This is a genomic window from Anaerococcus nagyae (assembly GCF_017874535.1).
Classification (GTDB): Bacteria; Bacillota; Clostridia; order Tissierellales; family Peptoniphilaceae; genus Anaerococcus; species Anaerococcus nagyae.
Map to the genome: position 1 here is coordinate 60,356 of NZ_JAGGLS010000003.1, position 21,888 is coordinate 82,243.

General features: G+C 31.1%; 17 protein-coding genes and 1 pseudogene. 16 read left to right on the plus strand and 2 right to left on the minus strand.

All coding sequences use genetic code 11. The features are described 5' to 3' along the window. Nucleotides 1-4: 4 nt before the first annotated feature. Complete coding sequence (locus tag J2Z39_RS03455) at nucleotides 5-1,549, minus strand: 5-formyltetrahydrofolate cyclo-ligase (protein ID WP_209813805.1); 1,545 nt, start codon at nucleotides 1,547-1,549, stop codon at nucleotides 5-7. After that, nucleotides 1,549-3,459 (minus strand): alpha/beta hydrolase family protein, encoded by a 1,911-nt coding sequence (locus tag J2Z39_RS03460; protein ID WP_117521282.1) that lies wholly within the window; start codon nucleotides 3,457-3,459, stop codon nucleotides 1,549-1,551. The genes J2Z39_RS03455 and J2Z39_RS03460 overlap by 1 nt, the downstream gene beginning before the upstream one ends. Nucleotides 3,460-3,575: 116 nt before the next feature. Between J2Z39_RS03460 and hpf the strand changes: the two genes are divergently transcribed. From hpf to J2Z39_RS03535, 16 genes and pseudogenes are all read left to right on the plus strand, one after another. Next, entirely contained in the window at nucleotides 3,576-4,127 is a 552-nt protein-coding gene (gene hpf, locus J2Z39_RS03465; RefSeq protein WP_117521284.1) for a ribosome hibernation-promoting factor, HPF/YfiA family, read from the plus strand. A gap of 321 nt (nucleotides 4,128-4,448) precedes the next feature. Then, on the plus strand, nucleotides 4,449-7,199 hold the full coding sequence (secA, locus tag J2Z39_RS03470; protein WP_209813807.1) for a preprotein translocase subunit SecA: 2,751 nt from the start codon (nucleotides 4,449-4,451) through the stop codon (nucleotides 7,197-7,199). A gap of 1 nt (nucleotide 7,200) precedes the next feature. After that, a protein-coding gene (gene prfB / locus J2Z39_RS03475) for a peptide chain release factor 2 (protein ID WP_209813808.1) occupies nucleotides 7,201-8,317 on the plus strand; the annotation gives its coding sequence in 2 pieces (ribosomal slippage) (nucleotides 7,201-7,275 and nucleotides 7,277-8,317; 1,116 coding nt in all). 39 nt (nucleotides 8,318-8,356) lie between these two features. Beyond that, a complete protein-coding gene (gene trpS, locus J2Z39_RS03480; RefSeq protein WP_288222833.1) occupies nucleotides 8,357-9,448 on the plus strand; it encodes a tryptophan--tRNA ligase in 1,092 nt (363 codons plus the stop codon). 76 nt (nucleotides 9,449-9,524) lie between these two features. Further along, complete coding sequence (locus tag J2Z39_RS03485; RefSeq protein ID WP_209813810.1) at nucleotides 9,525-10,100, plus strand: uracil-DNA glycosylase family protein; 576 nt, start codon at nucleotides 9,525-9,527, stop codon at nucleotides 10,098-10,100. 95 nt (nucleotides 10,101-10,195) lie between these two features. Then, on the plus strand, nucleotides 10,196-11,503 hold the full coding sequence (locus tag J2Z39_RS03490) for a sodium-dependent transporter (RefSeq protein WP_209813811.1): 1,308 nt from the start codon (nucleotides 10,196-10,198) through the stop codon (nucleotides 11,501-11,503). Between the two features lie 76 nt (nucleotides 11,504-11,579). Then, nucleotides 11,580-12,518 carry an L-lactate dehydrogenase gene (locus tag J2Z39_RS03495; RefSeq protein WP_209813813.1) on the plus strand — a complete coding sequence of 313 codons (939 nt, stop codon included), beginning with the start codon at nucleotides 11,580-11,582 and terminating at the stop codon, nucleotides 12,516-12,518. Continuing rightward, nucleotides 12,518-13,222: a YjjG family noncanonical pyrimidine nucleotidase gene (locus J2Z39_RS03500; RefSeq protein WP_117521296.1), complete on the plus strand. Its 705-nt coding sequence runs from the start codon at nucleotides 12,518-12,520 to the stop codon at nucleotides 13,220-13,222. Before J2Z39_RS03495 ends, J2Z39_RS03500 begins: the two co-directional genes overlap by 1 nt. A gap of 63 nt (nucleotides 13,223-13,285) precedes the next feature. After that, nucleotides 13,286-13,381: pseudogene (locus J2Z39_RS08700) on the plus strand (hypothetical protein); the annotation flags it as partial. Between the two features lie 244 nt (nucleotides 13,382-13,625). After that, on the plus strand, nucleotides 13,626-14,621 hold the full coding sequence (locus J2Z39_RS03505) for an NADH:flavin oxidoreductase (RefSeq protein ID WP_209813814.1): 996 nt from the start codon (nucleotides 13,626-13,628) through the stop codon (nucleotides 14,619-14,621). 555 nt (nucleotides 14,622-15,176) lie between these two features. Beyond that, nucleotides 15,177-17,060, plus strand: coding sequence for a BglG family transcription antiterminator (locus tag J2Z39_RS03510; protein ID WP_209813816.1), 1,884 nt, complete (start codon nucleotides 15,177-15,179; stop codon nucleotides 17,058-17,060). Between the two features lie 2 nt (nucleotides 17,061-17,062). Then, nucleotides 17,063-17,392, plus strand: a complete 330-nt coding sequence (locus J2Z39_RS03515; RefSeq protein WP_209813817.1) for a PTS lactose/cellobiose transporter subunit IIA — start codon at nucleotides 17,063-17,065, stop codon at nucleotides 17,390-17,392. 1 nt (nucleotide 17,393) lies between these two features. Beyond that, nucleotides 17,394-17,711, plus strand: a complete 318-nt coding sequence (locus J2Z39_RS03520; protein ID WP_117521304.1) for a PTS cellobiose transporter subunit IIB — start codon at nucleotides 17,394-17,396, stop codon at nucleotides 17,709-17,711. A gap of 10 nt (nucleotides 17,712-17,721) precedes the next feature. Beyond that, nucleotides 17,722-19,068: a glycoside hydrolase family 1 protein gene (locus J2Z39_RS03525; protein ID WP_209813819.1), complete on the plus strand. Its 1,347-nt coding sequence runs from the start codon at nucleotides 17,722-17,724 to the stop codon at nucleotides 19,066-19,068. Nucleotide 19,069: 1 nt separating this feature from the next. Further along, a complete protein-coding gene (locus J2Z39_RS03530) occupies nucleotides 19,070-20,398 on the plus strand; it encodes a PTS sugar transporter subunit IIC (protein WP_117521308.1) in 1,329 nt (442 codons plus the stop codon). A 67-nt stretch (nucleotides 20,399-20,465) separates the two neighbouring features. After that, a complete protein-coding gene (locus J2Z39_RS03535) occupies nucleotides 20,466-21,887 on the plus strand; it encodes a 6-phospho-beta-glucosidase (protein ID WP_209813820.1) in 1,422 nt (473 codons plus the stop codon). Nucleotide 21,888: the final 1 nt, after the last annotated feature.

Here is a 21,888-nt window from a genome sequence, read left to right on the forward strand (position 1 = left end):
TAAGCTAGAATATTTCTTTTTCTGTAATAATATAATCTAATTTATGGTCGTATTCATCAACTGGAATTTGTTCTACTTGATAGTTGCTTTGAAAGAGACCTATGGAAGTTGTCTTTGATTTATTTAAAAATCTATCGTAATAACCTCCGCCATAACCTATACGGTTTTTATTTTTGTCAAAACCTAGTCCTGGTATGATTGAAATATCTGGATTGTCTTCAAATTCCATACTATAAGATGTTGGTATGTTATATTCTCCAAGCTCTAAATTATCTATGTTATAAATTCTAACCGGTCTCATTTCAAAATTTTCTCTATTAGTTATATAAGGCACATAGACCTTTTTACCTAGTTCTAGCGATTTTTTTATTATTTCTAGGGTATCTACCTCATCTGCAACTGAAACATAGATAAATATAGAATCAGCTTTTTTAAATAGATATGAGTTTAAAAATTTAGTAAATATTGAATAGTCTGCCATATTTTTCTTATTAGGATCCATATGGTATCTTTTATTTCTAAATTCTTTTCTAAATGACTTTTTATTTCTTTTTGGACTATCAATTGATTTTTTCATTTCCTGACCTCCTATTGTACTTTCAACTGTTTCTTTAAACGACTTATTAGATTTTTCAAATTCTATAATTTCTTCTTGTGAATCTATTTCATAGTTTTTTCTAACAGCATCAATTAGCTCAGCTCCTAAGATAAGTATAGTTGAAACTAAATTAAGCCAGATAAATAAGGCAAGTATACCAGCTAAAGCTCCATATACTACTGATTGTTTAGAGAAGTTATTTAAGAAAAATGAGTATATAAATGTAGCTATATAAATAGTAACTGTTGCAAATATACCGCCATAAACAGCTTCTTTGAAGGGGATTCTATCTTCCTTATTATTTGGTGCAAATTTATAAAAAATTCCAAAAACTAAAGACATTATTAGTATAGGTACTAGGATTACTGTTAGTCTAAATAAAGGTGACTTTAGAGTTTTTAGAATTTTATCAAAAATTCCACCAAAGGCTCTATCAGAAAGTCGTGTTAGTACTTTATCATTTATAAAGGTTAAGATACTTGGTCCATAAATTTGAGATACAAGAATAAATACTATAAATGCTACAAAAATTAATGTATAGAGTATTGATAAAAGTCTTTGTTTTACATATTTAGTTTCATCTTGTAAACCATAAGCTTTATTTATGGATGTCATAAGATTATTTATACCTTTAGTAGCTGACCATAAAGCAAATAAAACAGTTATTACTGTTATTGATGCAGAGCTTGTATTAACAAACATAGTGTCTATAACCCACTTTACCATATCTTGAGACGAGGATGGTAAAAAGTCTATCAAGGAGTAAATAGCATTTACATTATTTTCTAAAACCTTAGAACCTACTGTTACAAGCACCATCAATAAAGGAATGGATGCTTGTAAAAAGTAGAAAGACAAGGCTGCAGAATTATTAGTAATTTCATGATTTTTAAATCTATAGACCATATTACTGGCAGTCTTTTTAAATTTTACTTTTGTTTCAATTTTCATTATTTTAAATATCCATCAAACCATTTTTTAATTTCTTTTAGTCTTTTTATTCTAGCGTGTGGCTTACCAGATCTAGATAGTTCGTGGTTTTCGCCGTGAAATACGTACATTTTTGTATCAACTCCATTTAGCTTTAGCTTATTATACATTTGCAAGCCTTGTTCAAGTGGACAGCGATAGTCTTCATCTGAATGAATAAATAGGGTTGGTGTTTTAGCCTTATCAGCATATTTTATAGGAGACTGATCCCACATTTTTTCTAAAGAATCCCACGGATTGGCATTTGTTTGATCTGATCCAAAATAATACCCGATATCACTTACTCCATAAAAACTTGTCCAATTTGATATGGATCTTTGGGAACAGGCAGCCTTAAATCTATCAGTATGTCCTATAATCCAGTTAGTCATAAATCCACCATAAGAGCCTCCGTAGACTCCTAGGTTCTTATTATCTATTTGTGGATATTTTTCTATAGCAATATCTACAAATTTCATAAGATCATTATAGTCTACCTCTCCGTATCTTCCTCTTATATCAGAGAACTTAACTCCATTACCACTTGATCCATGAGGATTGGTATAGATAACTATATATCCATCATTGGCAAGGACTTGATGTTCGTGGTGGAAAATATGACTAAATTCAGTCTTTGGTCCACCATGTACGCTTAGAATGGTAGGATATTTTTTGCTCTTATCAAAGTTAGTAGGTAAAAGTACAAATCCAATTAAATTATCACCATTGGATTCAAATTCAAAAGTTTCTATTTTGCCTAGTTTAGTTTCGATTTTATTTTCTAGAAGAATTTCATCTGAATCTTTTTTCTTTAATTGACTTAAAGTATCTTTTTCCATGCTTAGATAGTAAAGTTCATTATTTTTGATGGCAAAATCTTCAACTTCTGCATTGATTTCTTTTTTAAGATTACCATTGATGTCAATAGAATAAAGCTTAGTAGTTTCTTTTTCTGTCACTACAAAATATAATCTATTATTTTCTACAGTAAAAGTATTGCTACCACCAAATCGTACATCAGTTCCTAGGCTGTTGCCAAAGGCCATATCAAAATTTTTATCAGTTATCTTTTCGTAGTTACCATCATAATCGCATACATATATAAAAGAATCTTCATTGACTCCACCTTTTTTCATATCCGTAGCTACGAAGATAATCTTATTTTCTATGAAATTTGCAGTAAAGTAAGAGAAACTATTTTCTATTATGATTTTTTCTTTACCTGTTTTGATATCTAAAAGTATTAGGTCTTCATAAAGTTCCATTACTTTATTTTTATCATACCTAGTTCTTATATAAATAGCTTTGCTATTATCTTTATTTAAATCAATGCTATATATATCATTATATAGATCAAAATTTGTAATTTTTTTAAGTTCATTCTTAGCATTATTATATAAATAATAAGCACCCTTATGATCTTTTACATAACTACTGCCGTTGTTCCAAAATGGTAGGCTAGTTAATTCCTCAAAATATTTATTTTCTTTTTCTTTGTCTTTTTCTTCTTTAGATTTTTTTTCGCTTGCTCTTACTAGGAATAAATCTTTTTTAAGCCATTTTATAGAAGAAACATCTTTTTTGATTTCAAAGGCTTTTTTTCCTACGCCAGGACCATCAATTATGTTAAAAATGTCTTTATCTTCCTCTGATTTTACTTTATATATAAAATTAGAATCTTTATTAAAAGTAAAAATAGAGGCATTCTTTTGGTTGGTCACAGGATAATTTTTATTATCATTAGTGTCATAAATCCAAAGGTCAGATTCGTATTTATTATTATCATAATTAGCGTTAGTTTTTTTATAGGCTAGCTTATTTCCATCATCAGAAATATGAAGTTCTGATAAAAAGTCATAGGCTAAAATATCTTTAATCTTTGTTTTGCTCATAGTTTCCTCCAATTATTAATCTAATTATACATTATTTTATAAATATTTTAAATTGCATACGTTTGCATAATTACGGTTTAGGGTATCTATATAAAAAGAAAAGAGGAGATGATTTTATGAAGATTAATCTTAGAGGTAAAAATATTAATATTACTGATGATATTAAGTACGAAGCAGAGAGAAAGTATGACAGATTAGATAAATACTTTTCAGGTGAACAAGAAGTAAATCTTCTATTTTCTAAAGAGGGCAATGACTATCAAGTTGAAGCTACAATGTTTTTAAACAAAGGACCTATACTTAGGGCAGAGGCTAGTGATGAGTCTTATCCAAATGCCATTGATAGAACTATAGATGCTTTAGTAAGACAAATCAGAAAGCATAAGACAAGACTTATAAAAGATAGAAATCAAGATTCTATAAAATTTGAAAACTTTAATGAATCATTTGATAATGAATATGGCATAGATGACTCATATGATTCTGATATAAATATAGCTAGGACTAAGGAGATCTCTCTAAAACCTATGAGTACAGAAGAAGCGGTTATGCAGATGGAGCTTTTAGGCCATGATTTTTTCGTATACTATGACCAAGAAGATATGGGTGTAAGGGTTGTTTATAAGAGACGTAAGGGAGACTATGGATTAATAATTCCATCTAGATAATATATAAGAGTCTAGTGGAAGTTAAACTTATTATATTAATATAATAAGTTTAACTTGCTTAGGCTCTTTTTGTTTGAAAATTTATCTTTATAAAGGTACTATTATCTAAAGAAAGTTATAAACATACTTAAGTGAAACGCAGAGTCTTAAGTGACTAAGTCTTCTGCGTTTTTTATATGTTAAGTAAATTAAATTTCGAATTAAAACAAAGGCCACTCATTTTATTGTTTACAAAAAAGTTAATATACTTTAATATAATAGTGGTAAAACTTAATTATCAAAAGATTATCGAATAATTAAGAGAATTGGAAGGTGAATAATTTGGCAAGATTTAAATTATTTAAATCATTTAGTGAAAAGGAAATAGACAACAATCAGAAAATAGTTGATAAAATCCTAGCTCTTGATGAGTCAATGCAGCAACTAAGTGATAGTGAATTACAAGATAAAACTAATGAATTTAGACAAAGGTTAGATCAAGGTGAAAGTTTAGACGACTTACTTCCTGAAGCTTTTGCGACTGTTCGTGAAGCTAGTGATAGAGTTTTAGGAATGAAACATTATCCAGTTCAATTACTTGGGGGTATTGTTCTACATAATGGTCAGATAGCAGAAATGAGAACTGGTGAAGGTAAGACACTTGTTGAAACCTGCCCTGCTTATTTGAATGCTCTTACTGGTAAGGGAGTTCACATAGTTACAGTAAATGACTATCTAGCTAAGCGTGACCAAGAGTGGATGGGTAAGATTTTCACATTCCTCGGTATGAAAGTTGGATGTATAGTTTATGGACTTACAAATAGTGAAAGAAAAGAGAACTATGCTGCTGATATTACCTATGGTACTAATAATCAATTTGGTTTTGACTACTTAAGAGATAACATGGTTATCTATAAGGATGATATGGTACAACGTGGATTAAACTATTCCATAGTTGATGAGGTTGACTCAATTCTTATAGATGAAGCTCGTACACCACTTATAATTTCAGGTCAAGGCGATGAGTCTACTGATACCTATAGTCAAGCAAATGAATTTATCCAAACTCTAGAAGGTAGAATTCTAGATCCAAACGAAGATGCAGAAATTGATCCTTTTGATAGAGAGTTTAAGGTAGAAGATGTAGATTTTCTTGTAGACCAAAAAAGAAAAACATCTAATCTTACAGAGAAAGGAACAGCAAAAGCAGAAAAATTCTTTGATATAGAGAACTTATCAGATTCAGCTAACCTAGAATTATCTCACTATATAAACAATGCTCTTAAAGCAAACACAACTATGCATAAGGATATTGATTATGTAGTAAATAATGGCGAGGTAGAAATTGTAGATGAGTTTACAGGTCGTATAATGCAAGGTCGTCGTTTTTCTGATGGTCTTCACCAAGCTATAGAAGCTAAAGAAGGTGTAGAAGTTAAGGCAGAAAGTAAAACACTTGCTACAATTACTTTCCAAAATTATTTTAGAATGTATGACAAGTTATCAGGCATGACTGGTACTGCAAAAACAGAAGAAGAAGAGTTCGATGAAATTTATAACTTAGATGTTGTAGAAATACCCACAAATAAACCTATACAAAGGGTAGATGATGTTGACTATGTATATATCAATGAAAATGGTAAATACCATGCTATAATTGATGAAATTAATAGGATACATCCAACAGGACAACCAATACTAATAGGTACAATTTCTATCGAAGCCAGTGAAAGATTATCACAAGCTCTTAAAAAAGCAGGTATCAAGCATACAGTCCTAAATGCCAAAAATCACGAAAGAGAAGCTGCTATAGTTGCCGAAGCAGGTCGCTTAGGAGCTGTTACAATAGCTACAAACATGGCAGGTCGTGGTACTGACATTATGCTTGGTGGTAATGTTGATGATATGGCCAAGCAAAGACTAAAAAGAGAAGGCATGAGTGATGAGTTGCTTGAAGAAGTAGATTCATATGCTGAAACAGATAACGAAGAAATCTTAGAAGCTCGTAAGAAATTTAGACACTATAAAGATCTCATTAGACCAGGTGTAAAAGAAGAAGCAGAAAAAGTTAAAGAAGCAGGTGGCCTATATATAATAGGTTCTGAACGTCACGAGTCACGTCGTATAGATAACCAGTTAAGAGGTCGTTCAGGTCGTCAAGGAGATCCAGGACACTCAAGATTCTTTATATCTCTTGAAGATGACCTTATAAGACTTAATGGTGGAGAACAAGTAGCAAAATTCATAGCAAATGCAAACTTTGATGAAGACGAACCTATAGTATCTAAGATGGTAAGTAGGTCAGTAGAAAAGGCTCAAACAAGAGTAGAAGCAAACAACTTTGCGACTCGTAAGAGAGTCCTTCAATACGATGATGTTATGAATAAGCAAAGAACAATTATCTATAATGAAAGACAAGATGTTTTATATGGTCATGACATGAAAGAAACAATTATTGGTATGATCAAAGAAGTTATAGAAGATTCTGTATATTCATTTACTAATCCACAAGTAAAACCAGAAAATTGGGAAATGGTAGCTCTACTTAACCATTTAAATAGTTTAGGTATACCTGTAACTCAACTTCACTTTGAAAATATAAATGATTATAGTCAACAAGATTTAATTGACTATATAACAGAAGCTACACTTGCAAAATATGAGGATAAGCAAGCCCAATTTGGTCCAGAAAACATGAGAGAAGTAGAAAGAGTAATCATGCTTCGAGTAATAGATCAAAAATGGATGGATCATATAGATGCAATGGATCAAATGAGAAAAGAAATTGGTGTTCGTGCAATGGGTAATGAGGATCCAGTTCGTGCTTATACAAATCAAGGATTCGACATGTATGAGGAAATGACAAAAGCTATCCAAGAAGAGACTGTTAGATACATGATGAATGTAGAAATCAGACAAAATATTCAAAGAAAGCAAGTGCTATTCCCACAAAATGAATCACAACCATCTGATGATGGCACGGATGCAGTAGATACACTAAATGCAAGTGAAGATAATCAAACAGAAGGCTTAAATCGTGCTGAACGTAGAAGATTAGAACGTGAAGCAAAGAAAAGTAATGTAAAGAAATAATATGGCAGAAATTTATCAATTAAGAGAAAAAATTGAAGAATTAACCGACACTATGAAACTAGTCGGAGACTCTCTTTGACCCAACTAGCTTAGAAGAAGAAGTAAAGGAACTTGAAAAGAGTACCTTTGCTCCTGACTTTTGGAATGATAGTGAAAAAGCTCAAAAAATTATGGCAGATTTATCAAACAAAAAAGATGAGTTAGGTAAATATAATGATATTATGGATAGCTTATCTGATAACACTGACATGATTGATTTAGTTGAAATGAGTGAGAACCCAGAAATAGATATCTTAAATCAAGTTGAAAAAGATTTAGAAAAACTTACAAAAGACGTTTCATCAATGAAACTTAGAACCCAACTTGATGGAGAATATGATAAAAATAATGCCTATATGTCAATAAATGCAGGAGCTGGTGGCTTAGAAGCAACTGATTGGGCTGATATGCTCTTACGTATGTATACTAGATATTTTGAACATAATGGATTCAAATATGAAGTCACTGATATCAATAATGAAGAAGCAGGTGGTATCAAATCTGCTACTCTTAAGGTAAGTGGAGCTTATGCTTATGGCTATCTTAAAGGAGAAAAAGGAGTCCATAGGCTTGTTCGTATATCACCATTTGATAGTGGAGCACGTAGGCATACATCATTTGTATCTATTGATATATTCCCAGAACTTCCAGATGATACTGAGGTAGAAATAGATCCATCAGACCTAAGAATAGATACTTATAGAGCAAGTGGAGCAGGGGGTCAGCACGTAAATAAGACTGATTCTGCGGTAAGAATTACCCATATCCCAACAGGAGTAGTAGCAAGTTCTCAAGCAGAACGTAGCCAGATGCAAAATAAAGATAATGCTATGAAATTACTTTTATCAAAGCTTATCCAAATCAAAGAAGAAGAGCAGAGAGAAAAAATCGAGGATATCCAAGGTAAGTATAGTCAAATTGCTTGGGGAAGCCAAATTAGATCCTATGTTTTCCAACCTTATACCCTAGTAAAAGATCATAGAACAAACTATGAAATAGGTAATGTGGAAGCAGTAATGGATGGCGATATCCAAGGATTTATTGATGCTTACCTGGCAGAAAGTAATAAAGATAATTAGAGGGAAATAATATTCCCTCATTTTTTATAGGAGTATATTGTGGAAGATAAAAAAATCATATTAACTGGTGATAGACCAACAGGTAGACTTCATCTAGGTCATTATGTTGGAAGTTTAAAAAATAGAGTAAAGATGCAAAATGAAAGTGATTATGAAAAGATGTATGTCATGATTGCTGATAGCCAAGCACTTACAGATAATTTTGATAATCCAGCAAAAATTAGAGAAAATCTTATTGAAGTAGCACTAGATTATCTAAGCTGTGGAATAGATCCAGAAAAGGTAAATATATTTGTTCAATCACAAGTAGAAGAACTTACAGAGCTTACATTTTACTTTTTAAATCTAGTTACACTTTCTAGACTGGAACGAAATCCAACAGTAAAGTCTGAGATTAAACTACGCAACTTTGAAACAAGTCTTCCAGCAGGATTTTTGATCTATCCCGTAAGCCAAGCAGCTGATATATTACTATTTGATGCAAATATTATTCCGGTTGGTGTAGACCAAGAACCAATGTTAGAGCAGACTCGAGAGCTTGCAAGATCATTTAATAATATCTATGGAGAGATTTTCACAGAGCCTCATGCAATACTCCCGGAAAATAAGCAAGCACGTAGAATGCCTGGTATAGATGGGGCAGCTAAGATGAGCAAGTCTTTAGGTAATGCTATCTATCTCGCAGATGATAAGGCTACTGTAAAGAAAAAAGTAATGTCTATGTATACAGATCCAGATCATATAAACATAGATGATCCTGGCAAGGTAGAAGGAAATATAGTATTTACTTATTTAGATGTATTTTCAAATGAAAGTCACTTTGAAAAATACTTACCAGAATATAAAAATCTTAATGAACTTAAGGTGCATTACCAAAAAGGTGGCCTAGGAGATGTTAAATGCAAGAAATTCCTAATCAAAGTTTTAGAAGAAGAGCTTGCGCCTATTAGAGAAAAAAGAGCTTACTATGAACAAAACTTAGACCAGGTTTTAGAAATATTAGAAAAAGGAACACAAGAAGCAAGAAAAGTTGGCAGAGCAAAGATAGAGGAAGTTAAGAAAGTCATGGGCATAGATTACTTTAGCGATGATACTTATATCAAAGAAATCAAAAAAAAATATAATAAATAATTGTATGAGGGGCTATTGCGATAGCCTCTTTATTAAATTTATCTAATTATAATTTTATCATAAAAAAGGAGTAAGAATGGATTTAAATGAAGTTATAGAACAAATGAAAAATGATCCTAGAAATAAATCATATACAGATAGGGGAATTGATCCGATTTTGCAGGCGGATCCTAAAGCAAGAATACTCCTCATTGGTCAAGCACCAGGTAGAATAGTAGAAGAAACAGGTATACCATTTAATGATAAATCTGGAGAAAAGTTAAGAAAATGGATGGGTGTTGATAAAAATACATTTTATTCCAAAAAAATAGCCATAGTTCCAATGGATTTATATTATCCTGGAAAGGCAAAGCAAGGAGATAAGGCTCCAAGAAAATTTATTGCGGATGATTATCACGAAAAAATATTAAAAACAATGCCTGAAATCGAACTAACTATATTAATTGGTGCCTATGCTCAAAAATATTATTTAGGCAAAGATTTTAAGAAAAATCTTACAGAAACTGTCAAAAATTATAAAGAATATTTGCCAAAATATTTTCCAATAGTCCACCCAAGTCCTCTAACTATAGGTTGGCTTAAGAAAAATCCTTGGTTTGAAGAAAAAAATATAGTTGATCTAAAGAGAATAATTAATGATATATTGTCATGAAATAGATCCTTTATAAAACATATGAAATTTTGGGAAAATAAGGAAAATATGATATAATTCTTTTGTTAATCAATGTCACTTTAAAGGAGTAAATTATGAACAAAGAATTTTCATCTAAACTAGGACTTATTCTTTCTGCAGTAGGTTCTGCAGTGGGAATGGCAAATATATGGGGTTTTCCTTATAAATTTCAATCAGGTGGTCTAGTTTTTTTAATATTTTACATATTATTTTCAGTAATTTTTTCTGTAGTTGGCTTATCTTCCGAATTTGCTATAGGAAGACTTGCCAAAACTGGTACATTGGGGGCTTATGAATATTCATATAAGACCCGTAATCAAAATACCAAGATAGGAAGAGTTGTAGGTTTTATTCCCTTGATGGGTACATTTCTAATAGCTATTGGCTATTCAGTAATTGTTGCTTATGTACTAAAGGGTTTTATAGATTCACTTACAGGAGAAATATTTACCCAACAATCACAAGCTTGGTTTGATAGTTTTGCAAGTGTTCCTCACTCAGTCATACCTTATCATGCTATTATAATTATAATTACTATACTAACATGTTTTGGAGGAGCATCATCAATTGAGAAGACTAATAAAATAATGATGCCTACTTTTTTTGTCTTATTTTTAATACTAGCTATTAAGGTAGGCTCATTGCCTAATTCTATAGAAGGTTACAAGAATATGTTTCTATACGACCCAAAGACTCTAAATATGAAGACTATATTGGACTCTATGGGACAAGCATTCTTTTCCCTATCTATTACAGGATCAGGCATGATAGTAGTTGGTTCATATATTAGCAAAGATGAGGATATAGTTAGCTCATCTATACAAACAGGTATTTTTGATACATTAGCTGGCTTGATATCATCATTTGTTATAATTCCAGCCGTAAGTGTTTTTGCTATGAAAGAAGTAGGTGGACCATCATTACTATTTGTAACCCTCCCTACTATTTTAAATAACATAAAATTTGGTAGAATTTTTGCCATACTATTATATCTAGCGGTAGTATTCGCAGGTATATCCTCTCTACAAAATATGCTAGAGGTTATGGCAGAATCAATCACAAATAGATACAGACATTTATCTAGAAAGGCAGTATTTATAGTACTAGGATTAGCAGTGTTTTTGCTAGGTATTAATTTAGAAACAATTGATAAGTTTGGACCTTACATGGATATAATTTCCATATATATCATTCCAATAGGCGCATCTATTGGTGCTATAACTTGGTTTTATGTACTTAAAAAAGACCTACTATTAAAAGAGATCAATCTTAATAGTAAACATAAATATAAAGAAAGATGGTATAGACTTGGGAAATATGTATATGTGCCTATATCTATACTTCTAACTCTACTAGCACTTATATTTAAAATATCATTTTAATTTAAGATAATACTTACTAATTCATAGTAATTCAGTATAATATACTTGTAAGTTAATTTAACTATAAGGAGTTATTATGAAAGATAGTAAAATTATTTTAATAGGTGATGGTGCAGTAGGTTCATCATTTGCTTATGCTTCAACAATCTTGGGCGTAGGACGTGAGCTAGGCATCATTGATATAAACGAAAAAAAGGTCGAAGGAGAAGTTATGGATCTATCAGATGCTATAAGTTTTACTTCGCCTAAATATATATACAAGGCAAGCTACAGTGACTGCAAAGATGCAGAAGTAGTTGTAATTACGGCAGGACTTGCTCAAAAAGCTGGAGAGACTAGATTGGATCTTGTAGAAAAAAATTTAGCTATTTTCAAAGGTATGATAAAAAATGTAGTAGCAAGTGGTTTTGATGGCATATTTGTAGTTGCGACCAATCCTGTAGATGTTCTTAGCTATGCAACATGGAAATATTCAGGATTTCCAGCTAGTAAAATTATAGGAACTGGTACTACCTTAGATTCCTCAAGATTTAAAAAGGAAATTGCAGGATTAATAGGCATAGATCCAAGGAGTGTAGATGCCTTTATACTTGGAGAACACGGAGATACTGAATTCCCAGTGTGGTCTCATACAAATATAGGTGGACTTCCAATCTATGAATGGGTAAAAAGTCAAAGTGAGATAGATGAGATGGCACTACTAGATACCTTTGAAAAATCCAAAAATGCTGCTTATGAAATAATCGAGAAGAAGGGAGCAACATTTTATGGTATAGGTATGGCTATAACAAGGCTAGTAAAAGCTATTATAAATGATGAAAACTCCGTGTATTCAACATCTTCATATCTATATGGTGAATATGGAGTCAAGGATTTATATGTTGGTGTTCCTACAGTTATAGGAAAAGATGGAGCTAAATGGGTTATAGAAGTTCCATTAACTGATACAGAAAAAGAGAGAATGGATGAGTCAACGAGACTTCTTAAGGAGATAATAGGTAAAAGTAATTTATAATGATTAAATATATATTATGGGATATAGATAATACATTACTAAGCTTTGACTTAGCAGAAAAAGCCGCTATGACTAATGGATTTTCTAAATTTAATTTAGATATAAAAGATGATAATGCACTAGCAGCTTATAAAGTAATTAATGATAAATATTGGAAGAGATTAGAGCGAGGAGAGATGACTCGCAAGCAAATACTAGGAGATAGATTTAGGGAGTTTTTCGATTTCTACAATATCAACTATGATGATCAAATGATAGATGACTTTAATCTATACTTTCAACAAGAAGTAGGTAGACAAATATTCTTTAATGACAAAGCTTGGGATACTGTAGGATATCTAAATAAAGATTATGACCAATATGCAGTAACCAATGGATCAAAGATTGCCCAAGATGCTAAGGTAGTTAATTCTGGATTAGATAAGATATTTAAGAAAGTCTTCATATCTGAAAATTTAGGCTATGATAAACCATATAAAGAATTTTTTGATCTAGTATTTGAATATATAGGATCAAGTAAAAGAGATGAATATATACTAATAGGAGATTCTCTAACATCAGATATGCGTGGAGCTAATAATGCTGGCATAAAAAATATTTGGTACAATCCACACGCAAAGAAAAATCACCTAGACGTAAAACTAGACTACACCATTCATACTTTAGATCAAGTTCCAGAAATATTGAAAAAAATAAATGGCTAGTAAAGAAGAAAGAAAAGAGTTTTTAGGAATATTAGACCAGTATAAGATGCTAAGCTAGATAAAAGTGTTCCTTTAAACTACTTAAAAGACTTATTAGAAAAATATCCCAACGACTATCTAGAAAATTCAACAATATTTAAAGAGCAAACTCAAGATTAACAGAGTTTGCTTTTTTATATTTATCATATATTATAATATAACTTTTAAAATGGATAATAGTCAACGAAAATATTAATTTTTATCCAAGCAATTCAACCGAACAAAAGTGAGTGGAGATACTTCTTTAGGGGTTATTTTATAGGGATTTATTAAACAATATCACTTTGGTATACTCATATTATAAGAAATTAAATAGCAATTTACTAAACCAATATTGATATAGAAAATGAAAATAGAGGTATAGATGAAATTATCTGAAGAAATAAAAACTAAAAATATAAGTTTTAAAAATAGAATTATTATGCCGCCTATGGCAACCTCAAAAGCTGATGACATGGGTCATGTTTCTGATGACCTACTTGATTATTATCAAGAAAAAACTAGTAATAAGCTCTTTTCCACAGTTATAGTAGAACATAACTTTGTTGATCCTATTGGCAAAGCAAGTCATAATCAAGTATCAATAGCAGATGATTATTGTATTGATGGTCTAAAAAAACTTGCAGAAATTATTCAAAACAATGGAACACATGCAATAGTACAAATTTCTCATGCAGGTAGCTCTACAAATGAAGATGTCATAGGGCAAGGTCCAGTTGCTCCATCTAGAGTAAAAAATCCATCTAAAGAAAATGCTGCATTAGCAAGAGAGCTTAGCATTGAAGAAATAAAAGAAATAGAAGATAAATTTGTAAATGCAGCTTATCGTGCAAAAGAAGCTGGCTTTGTTGGAGTTGAGATCCACTCTGCTCATGGATATCTACTAAATCAATTCTTATCACCACTTACTAATAAGAGAGCTGACGAATATGGTGGAGATGTTGAGGGAAGAATTAGAATTCATCTAGAAATAATAAAAAAAATTAAACAAAAAGTTGGCGAGGATTATCCAATATTTTTAAGATTAGGTGCAGGCGATAATATGGACGGCGGATTATCACAAGAAGACTCAGTTTATGCAGCTAAGGCATTTGAAAAAGCCGGAGTAGATGTATTAGATATTTCTGGAGGAATGTGTATGTTTCTTATTGACGATAAATCTGCAGGATTCTTTGACTTTTTATCCAAACCTATCTATGATGCAGTAGAAGTTCCAGTTATATTAACAGGTGGAGTTAAGGCTGGTAATGACGTAGAAGACATTTTAAATCGCAATGTATGTGATTTAGTTGGAGTAGGAAGATCAGTTTTTAAAGACTCAAATTGGATGGAAAAAGAAATAAAACCACTTATATATTAAAATTAAAATTACACTACATCCAATCTCGACTAAATAGGTGTAAGCGAAGGTATGGAGAGATCTCAGGAGATTTCTCCGCTCACTGCGTTCGGTCGAAATGGGTTATGATTTACCATCTCGACTAAATACGTGAAACGAATGCATGAAGAGATCCCATAAGACTTATCCATTTTGCTGCACTTCGTTCCGCTTCGGTCGAAATGTGCTATGATTTCCATCTCGACTAAATGAGCGTAAGCGAATGCATGGAGAGATCTCTTTGGACTTCTCTGCTAACTACATTCGGTCTAAATAGTTAAGTTTATATTTTGTCAACAGTCTAATCTCAGATTTTTTATTTCAACCAATAAATTATGATTAATAAAATAGTTATCAGGATATTCATTCTATTATAATATAGTTTATATAAGTATAAGTTCATAGTTAAAATTTGAAGTTCCAATTATAGCTGGATGATTACAATAAACTTCTCACAACAATTTACAAAAGTTTAAGGAAAATGTTTGTGTGGAGCTTTAAATCAGGTTATATATAATATTACTAAAGGGTGATGATATGATTGAAACTAGAACAAAAGAGATTTTTGATTATTTAACTTCAGACTACGAACTTCATAGTTCTGAAGAGATAGGCAAAGCTCTAGAACTCAGTTCTAAAACTGTTCAAAAGGAAATAAATATTTTAAACTCTTACATCAAAGATAAGGGGGCGATAATAAAATCTGAGTCTGGAAAAGGATATCAGTTTCTTATACTAGATGAGAATATGTTCAAAGATTTTTTAAGAAATCAATGGTTTAAGTACGCATATTTCCACCAAGAAAATGCAAATAAGGATTTGAGGATTGAAAGTATTTTGAAGTTACTATTATTTTCCAACTCTTATATTAAGCAACAAGAAATTGCTGATATGTTTTATGTATCACTTTCTCAAATAAACAAGGATATCAAAAAGGTTAGAGAGCTTCTTGAAGTTTACAATATAAGATTGATTAGTAAACCTTATTATGGAATGAAAGTAGCTGGAGATGAAAAAGATATAAGGCTTGCAATTAGAAATGAAATTGGAGAAGATCCAGAAATTTTTAGAAATGATGAGGAAAAAGAATTATTTATAAGAATACAAGAAATTATAGATGACATAAAATTTCCTGAATCATTTTATATAACATATGCAAACTTTAAAAATCTAGTAGTCCATATTTATATATCAATACTTAGAATAAGGGAAGGTCAGTATATAGAACTTACTGATGATTTATCTCAAAGAGTTGTAACTTATGAAGAATTTAACATAGCGAATTTAGTAGTATCAGAGCTTAATGAAAAGCTTGATATAGAATTTCCGCAAGACGAGATTCTTTATCTAACTATGCACTTGATAACAAAGAACTCAGTGACAAACTTTGAAAAAGTTTCGCCAGAAATATCTGAATTAGCTCAGATTATGATAGATGAGATATATAAAGTTACTAAATATGACTTTAGATCAAATATAGATTTATTCTTTGCGCTTTCTCTGCATTTGGGTCCACTTATAGAACGTATAAGGTATGGATTAACTATGAAAAATCCTATACTTAAGGATATCAAAGACAATCAGGTTGCTTTTATGCTTGCAACAATTGCAGCAAGTCCTATAAATATTAGATATCACACAAGACTAAGTGATGATGAGGTTGGTTATCTAGCACTTCATATCGCTAGTGCTATGGATAACAATTATAAGCAAAAAAGGGATATTTTAGTAGTTTGTGGTTCAGGAAATTCATCAGCTCAGATGATGAAAGCACAAATAGAAAAAAAATATAAAGAAGAGATCAATACATTAACACTTACAGATTTAAGTAATATCGACCTATATAACCTAGATAAATTTGATTTTATAGTTTCTTCAGTAGATATAAAGAGTAATACTAAAACTCCTATAGTGTATGTAGATATAATTTTTAAACAAAAAGATTTCGATAATATAGATGACATCATAAATGTAGATGCTATGGATGAAATCAACAAAATATTTAAAAATTCCATATTCATAAAAGATGTAGAGGTAAATGATATGGACCACGCCTTAGATATACTATCAGAACTTGCAAGTAAAGACCTTGACATAAGTAAAGAAAATATAAAAAAACAATATAAAAAACGTGAAAAAATGGCTTTTACATCCTATAAAAATGTAGCAGTCCCACATATTTTAAAACAGGTTGATACAGAAAGTTTTTCTATAATCTTAATCCCCCAAAAAAGTGTCAAGTGGAATGACGATGATGTGAAGTTAATATATTCACTTTTTGTTGGAAAAGAAATAGGAGATATGAGCTTTTACTATGAAAAGTTATCTGAATTTTTAAATGATGATATTTTGATAGAAAAAGCTTGCAATAGTAAAGATAAAGTTGAATTTATGAATGTTTTTTTAGGAGGGAATAAATAAGAATGGATAATGAACAGATTTACGAAACTGCTTTTAAAATAATTGTCCACGCGGGAGAATCCAGATCGCTTTCAAGTGAAGCAATGGATGCAATAGAAAATTGTAAATTTGATAAAGCTAACGAACTTTTAGATAAAGCAAATCAAGAATTTTTACAATGTCACAAGATACAAACAGATTTGTTAACAGCAGAAGCTAATGGAGAAAGTAGTGAAGTTAATATAATATTAGTTCACTCACAAGATCACTTAACAATGGCAACAATGGCTATGGATAATGCAAAAAGATTTATGAATGTATATAAGAAATTAGAAAAATTGGAGGAGAAATAATATGAAAAAAGTAATGATTTTATGTAATGCAGGTATGAGTAGTTCTATTATGGCAAAAAAAGCCAGCGAATATTTATCAAAAGAAGGTCGTGATATACATGTAGAGGCTTCTACAACTGCAAATGCAAATGATATTTTTGAAGATCCTGAATACGATATGATTCTCGTAAGTCCACAAGTAAGAATGTTATTTAATGAATATAGTCAAAAAGCCCAAGAAAATAATAAAAAAATTGCCCAATTACCTTTTGATGCTTATTCACCTACTTCTTCTGGTGTTTCAAAAATGGCAGCTATAATTCTTGAACAATTAGCTTAGGAGCTAAGATATGAATAAATTTTTATGGGGTAACTCCACATCATCAATGCAGACAGAAGGAGCCTACAAAGAAGGTGGAAAAGGTCCATCTGTTTACGATATAAGAGAAGCTAATGCAGATAAGAGTGACTGGAAAGTTGCTATAGACGAATATCACAGATATGAAGAAGATATAAATCTAATGTCAGAGATGGGCATGAATTGTTACAGATTTCAAATATCTCGGTCTCGAATATTTCCTGAAGGAGAAGGAAAAGTAAACGAAGAAGGTTTGAAATTTTATGAAAATCTTATAGATACTTTAATAAAATATGATATAGAACCAATGATTTGTTTATACCATTTTGATATGCCGCTTGCTTTATATAAAAAGTATGATGGATTTTCAAGTAGACAAGTAACAAAAGAGTTTGTGAAATATGGTAAATTGATAGTAGATAGATTTCATGAAAAGGTTAAATATTGGATTACTTTTAATGAGCATAATCTTTACCCTATGGATATGGGTTTTATGATAGGGGGAAGTAAAAAAGAACATAACTTAGAAAATATTTATAATATACAGCACTATACACTCTTAGCTCACGCAAAAATTGCAAATTATATACATGATAACTATGAGGATTTACAAATAGGTGGCATGTTAGCTTACTCTCCGTATTACCCTGCTTCATCAAATCCAGATGATGTATTATTGGCTGATCAATATGATAGATTTTTAAATAAGCTTTACCTAGATGTATTTAGTGGTCGAAGCTATCCTAGATTCTTTTTAAATTACTTGGATAAAAATAGAATTAATATAGACATTAATAAAGAAGACTTGGAAGAATTTGATAAGTTATATAGCGATTTTATGTCATTTAGTTATTATCAATCTCAAACAGTAAAAGCGAATGGAGAAGAGTTTAATACGCTAAAACTGAATCAAATTATTGATAATGTGTACCTTGATAGAAGTGAGTGGAATTGGGAAATTGATCCAGTTGGACTTAGAATTTCTATGGAAAATATATTTGCAGATGGGAATGTTCCTGTCTTTATAATAGAAAATGGTATAGGTCTTAGAGAAGAATTATCTGAAGATGAGTTTATAGAAGATGATCAAAGAATTGACTACCATGATAGACATATAAAGCAAATGAAAGAGGCCATGAGAGATGGTGTAGATTGTATAGGATATCTAGGATGGGGACTAATAGATATACTTTCTTCATCTGGAGATATGAATAAAAGATATGGAGCTGTTTATGTAAACAGAGACAATCATGATCTAAAAGACTTAAGAAGAATAAAGAAAAAGAGTTTTGATTTTTTTAAAACAGTATTTAAGCAAAATTTATTAGAGGAGATTTGATATGACTGAAACTGATGAAAGAAGCTTTCAAGATAAATTTACTGAAGCAGCAATGAAGTTTGGGGCACAAATTCATCTAAGATCTTTAAGAGATGCCTTTGCTATAATGATGCCATTATTTATATTGGCAGGTTTAGCTGTATTAATAAACTCAGTGATTTTCCCTAGGATTTTAAGTGAGACTGCTCAGGAGACAGCTTCTTATTGGGCAATATCAATAGCAAATGCAACATTAAATGTGTCAGGTTTAATTTTGTGTGGACTAATTGGCTATACTTTGTCTAGAAATAAAGGATATAAGAGTCCATTTACCTGTGTAATGGTTGCTATAGCTGCGCTCATAGTTATGATGCCACAAACATTAAATGTACAAGGAATAGAGGGAAATGAGTTTCAAGCAGCTGGTTACTTATCATATGGAAACTTAGGAACTACATCAATGTTTGCAGGGATAATCATAGGGCTATTATCAACTGAACTTTACTTAAAGCTTTCTAGTGTTGAGAAGCTAAAAGTTAGAATTGGTGGAGATGTACCGCCTCAAGTTAACGAGACATTTAATAATATGATTCCTGTTATGCTAACAATAGTTATTTTTTCTATAGTATCTTTTTTATTAAATACATTATTTGCTACTGACTTAATAACTTTAATAACTACGTCTATTCAAGAGCCACTTAGGAAGATAAATACATCTTTATTAGGAACAGTTATACTATATAGTTTAGGTAACCTATTATTTACATTTGGTATACATCAAACAGTTATATATGGAACAATTTTAGAACCTTTGCTTTTGGTAAATATGAATGAGAACATGGCTGCAGCTGCTGCAGGTCAAGAAATTCCTCACATTATAAACTTATCATTTGTACCAACTTTTGGCTTAATAGGTGGATCCGGTTCTACAATTTGTTTGTTAATAGCGTTATTTTTAGTATATAGACATAACGAGCAATATATGGAATTAGGAAAATTGGCAGTAGCTCCAAGTATATTTAATATAAATGAGCCTGTAATATTTGGCTTTCCAATAGTATTTAATTTACCAATGATAATTCCGTTTGTATTAACACCAACAATAGGCATTATAATTGCATATTTTGCTACAACTTTAGGATTTATAAATAAATGTTCGGTCTTAGTTCCATGGACTACACCACCATTATTAAATAGTTTTCTAGCAACTGGAGGAGACTTTAAAGCTGTCATAGTTCAAGTAATCATAATAGTTATTGGAGTATTACTTTATATACCATTTATAAGAATAAGTGAAAGAGTTACAAAAAAACAAGCAGAGGCAGAAGAACAAAAAGTCTCAGCTATATAAGAATAAAGACTACTATATAGTAGTCTTTTTATCTAAAAATGTTAACTTTGGATTGAAAGGAGAAAATATGGCTTTTAGAAAAGATTTTTTATGGGGAGGCGCTACTGCTGCTAACCAATGTGAAGGTGCTTTTGATGAAGATGGTAGAGGGCTTGCTAATGTAGATCTTTGTCCTGTTGGTGACGATAGGCAAGCTATAATTACAGGTCAAAAAAAGATGTTTGACTTTGATAAAGAACATTTTTATCCTGCTAAAAATTCTATAGATATGTATCACAGATATAAGGAAGATATAGCTCTTTTTGCAGAAATGGGATTTAAAGTTTATAGATTTTCTATAGCTTGGACTAGGATTTTCCCAAAAGGAGATGAAAGTGAACCAAATGAAGCTGGGTTACAGTTTTATGAGGACTTAATAGATGAGTGTCATAAGCATAATATTGAACCACTTATAACTATAACTCACTTTGACTTCCCAATGCACTTAGTTCACGAATATGGTGGATGGAGAAGTAGGAAGATTGTAGATTTTTATAAAAATCTTGTCACAGCAATATTCACTAGATTTAAAGGAAAAGTTAAATATTATTTAACATTTAATGAAATAAATATTATACTGGCTGCATCATTTATGGGAGCTGGCTTATATTTTGAAGATGGCGAAAATGTAGATAAAGTTCGTGCACAAGCTATCCATCACGAGCTTCTTGCTAGTGCTTATGCTACAAAGGTCGCTCATGAAATAGATCCAGATGCAAAAATCGGATGCATGCTTGCTGCAGGGACATACTACCCAGCAACATGTAAGCCAGAAGATGTATTTGCAGCTCAAAAGGCAAATAGAGATAATTATTTCTTTGTAGATGTTCAATCAAGAGGATATTATCCATCATATAAGTTAAATGAATATAAGAGAGAAGGTATAATGCCAGAGATGAAAGAGGAAGATGCTGAGATATTAAAAAATAATACGGTAGATTTTATTTCTTTCTCTTATTATACAACTAGGACGATATCTGATGATGCTAGTGATTTTGATGAAGCAAATCTTGTAAAATCTGTAGATAATCCATATTTAGATAAGACTGAATGGGGTTGGCAAATAGACCCGCTGGGATTTAGGACAACTATAAATGAAATCTGGGATAGATACCAAAAACCATTATTTGTAGTAGAAAATGGACTAGGAGCTAAGGATACTCTAGATGAAAATGGATATGTACAAGATGATTATAGAATTGACTATCTAAGAGATCATATCAAAAATATGAAAGATACTGTTGAATTAGATGGTGTAGATTTACTTGGCTACACAACATGGGGACCAATAGACTTAGTATCAGCAGGAACTGGTGAGATGAGTAAACGTTATGGCTTTATTTATGTAGATCGTGATGATTATGGCAACGGAACACTAAAGAGATACAAGAAAAAATCATTTGATTGGTACAAAAAAGTTATAGCTAGCAATGGTGAAGATTTAGACTAAT